Source organism: uncultured Lactobacillus sp. (genome assembly GCF_947367085.1).
GTDB lineage: Bacteria > Bacillota > Bacilli > Lactobacillales > Lactobacillaceae > Lactobacillus.
In genome coordinates, this window is sequence record NZ_CANBCP010000099.1 from 1 (window position 1) to 3,385 (window position 3,385).

Annotated in this window: 3 protein-coding genes; 1 reads left to right on the top strand and 2 read right to left on the bottom strand. The window is 38.8% G+C overall.

Features of this window, described 5'->3' with window-relative positions:
* On the top strand, positions 1-340 hold a 340-nt coding region (locus Q0Y70_RS09710; protein WP_297820466.1), incomplete at its 5' end, for a pyridoxal-phosphate dependent enzyme.
* 53 nt (positions 341-393) lie between these two features.
* On the opposite strand, the gene Q0Y70_RS09715 is transcribed toward Q0Y70_RS09710, so the two are convergent.
* Entirely contained in the window at positions 394-1,722 is a 1,329-nt protein-coding gene (locus Q0Y70_RS09715) for an ISL3 family transposase (RefSeq protein WP_191667841.1), read from the bottom strand.
* Between the two features lie 151 nt (positions 1,723-1,873).
* Entirely contained in the window at positions 1,874-3,121 is a 1,248-nt protein-coding gene (locus Q0Y70_RS09720; RefSeq protein WP_297820471.1) for an ISL3 family transposase, read from the bottom strand.
* Positions 3,122-3,385 lie beyond the last annotated feature (264 nt).

Here is a 3,385-nt window from a genome sequence, read left to right on the forward strand (position 1 = left end):
CCCCGATGTCCAAATTTATGCCCTTGAACCAGCCGAATCACCTGTTTTAAAAGAAGGTAAAGGCGGTAAACATAAGATCCAAGGAATCAGTGCTGGCTTTGTACCAAAAGTCCTTGACACTGATGTTTACAATGGGGTTATCGAAATCAAGAGTGACGATGCAATTGCGATGGCGCGTGAGGTTGGTCATAAAGAGGGTATCCTTGTTGGGATTTCTTCCGGAGCTAATATCAAGGGTGCAATTGAGCTTGCTAAAAAGCTTGGTAAGGGGAAGAAGGTTATTACCGTCGCTCCTGATGGTGGTGACCGTTACCTTTCAACTGAATTATTTGATTATTAATTTTTTAGGCTCTTCGTCAAGAAGTACTGATAGGAAAAATTGAATAAGATTGATCAAGCAGCTCGCACCTGGACCGTGTGAGTTGCTTGTTTTCTTTTCCAGTTAATTGCGATGTAGGTGTTCGGGAGTGATAAGAGAATCCGAATGCGGAAATTGAAGAAGTTACGAAAACCATAAGCAGTTCGCTTAATGACTTTAATCTTGTTATTGGTTCCTTCGATGGGACCGTTAGTGTAGTTGGCATATTTGAAGCTATTGATAATTTCTTGTTTGTGATTTCTAAGTGTCCGTTGGACCTTTTGGAGGGTAAATGGTAAGGTAGTCCACTTGATTGCGAGTAAGTTATCTAGGTCAGCTTGATCATGATTATGGACAATTAGAATCAAGCGCTGGTAATAGTTATATGCGTCTTTAAGCTCTGCATCAAGGTCAAGTAGGCGGTGAATAACCTCAACGTCACTCAACTGGGCATAGCCAAAATTGCGTCGAGAGCAGAAATTATCGTACTTGAGCTTATTTGCCGGGGTAAGGATTAGTTTCCAGAAATGTTTTAAGGCCCGCCATTCAGGCGTACCGTTGCCCGTACGATTCATTACTTGAATCCTAATCTTGTTTAGCGCACGATGAGCTTGGGCGACAATATGGAAGTGATCGGCAATAATCAGGGCATTGGGAAATAGCTTTTTGATCAGGGATCGGTACGGTGTATAGAGGTCAACGGTAACGGTTCGAACTGCTAAACGTGCTGAGAGGTCGTAGCGCAAGAAGTAGTTTCGCAAATATGTGTTACTTCGCGAATTGATGATATCGAGTGTCCGCTTATTTTCAATGTTCATTAAGATCATGCTCATTCCGCTGGGAGCGAAGCGTCCAGACTTAAAGTCGTCAAAGGCGATGTGACGCGGGAGCCAATGATAGTTGGGCTTGAATGTTTCATCAAGGTGGTCAATAACTCTTCTGACGGTACCATCAGAAACACCGAGTTCTTTGGCGAGATCCTTTTGCGACTTATTCAAGGTTAAATCCATCATAATCTTCTGCTTAACGGCAGTAGAGATGTGATTACGGTAATTAACATCATCAACACTGGCAAGTTTGGTGATTGTCTGCGGACAAGCGTCAGATGACTTACAGATATACTTCTGTTTTTGGATTGACCAAATTGTCGGTTTATAGTGTAAGCTGGGAGCGAGATAATTGACTTCTTTAAAGCCGTTCTTTTTCATCAGTTGGCCACAACTGGGACAATTAATGGGATAAGTTTGAAGCATATGGACTACTACGCAGTTATCTTTTTCCTCGATCGGATCGTGTGGCAAGTTTTCGTTTAATTTGAGATGGGGATCTTTTACTCCTAAAGCATTTTTGATAAAATTATCCATGAAAGATGGTCCTTTCTTAAACGAACAGACGGGGTCCAGCCATCTTTCGTTTTTTTATTTTAAATTTTAAAACAAAATAAGCACCGATGATAGTTCATCAGTACTTAATATTGTAGAGCCAATACTTACGAAAATGTAGGAGGTATTTTTTTTACGAAAAAATACAATCGATTCTTAAAAAGAAAAATTTTTGATTGGCAAAACCATAACAAGTTCGTTTTAGCGTTTTGATTTTGCGATTGATACCTTCTAAAGGCCCATTAGAATAGTCAAACTTAGCGCTATTTAAGACATATTTCAGATTATGACGGAAGGTTTGAATAGCTGTGTCCATTTCCGTATTTGTTTTTTGGTAGTCTGAGATGGTTAACGCTAGTAATTCACAATTGCGCTCGTTTAGGGCCTTGGTGATATCTTGGTAAGTCTGGTATACTTCAGCGAACTTAGAAAATTTATTAGTAATGAGATCAACGGCATTTTGACGAGTCATATATTGATTAACGCCGCGAAGAAAGATTACTTCTTCTGGGTGAAGATCTTCAGCTTTTTTATGGAATAGTTTCCAATGTGATTTCATAATTTTATATTCTCGACTATGTTTATCGAGGCTTTTAAGAATCGAGACACGATAATTATCCAAAGCACGACCAGCTAATTGCACGAGGTGAAAACGATCAATAATAATGTTGGCATTAGGAAAAAGACGATAGATAAAGCTTTGATATTGAGCATTTAAATCAATTACAACTGATTGAACGCATTCGCGTTCAGCCTTTGAATAACGATTTTCAAAATAATCAACAATGGTAGGCGATAGCCGATCTTGTAACTTCGTGACAATTTGGTGAGTTTCAGCATCGCAACAAATAAAGGACATCACAGACTTAGTTGAACGAAATTCGTCAAAACATAGATGCTTAGGCAGCTTAGCCACACGATAGTGTGGTTTCATGCGTTCTAAAATTGTTCGCCGAACACTGCTAGGAGAGCAGTGACACATTTCAGCAATAAGCTGACCGGCAAGTCCCTTACGAGCTAAAAGCATGATTTGATTTTTGAGGTCACTGGATAGGGTTTGATTTTCTCTGGTTAAATTAGTAACAGCGCCAAAAGTAGTATGACATGATTTACATTTATAGCGTTGTTTACGAAGTTCTAGTTCATACCTTCTTCCATTTAGACTAGCCAGTCGTACATGAGTTTTGCGAAAGCCATCTTTATTAACTGTGGGAAAGCCACAGTTACGACAACGATTAATGGGATAAGAAAGGGTAGCTTTTATTAGGGTGATATACTCTTTAACGGAATTATTGTTCTGTTCAGCCTCTTCAACCGAAATAACTTTAATATTTTTATCTTTAATTCCAAGAATATTTAGGATAGAATCATTATGGGACATTTGTTTAACCTTCTTTCATGATTTTTGTGGTGAATTGATTGTATAACGAGGGGACAGCAAATGTCCTCTTTTTTGTATAAAAATCTGGCATGGAATTTTCATCCATACCAGAAAGTGTATACCCTTAATAATTCAGCTGACGTGATTGCTCTAGTTTAGTGATTGCGTCTTTTTTTATTGCAGATGAATAAAAAGTTTTTTAAACTGGTACCATGAGATGCTGAAAGGGGAGTGGAAGATGCAGCCACCATATAAGGTAATGTT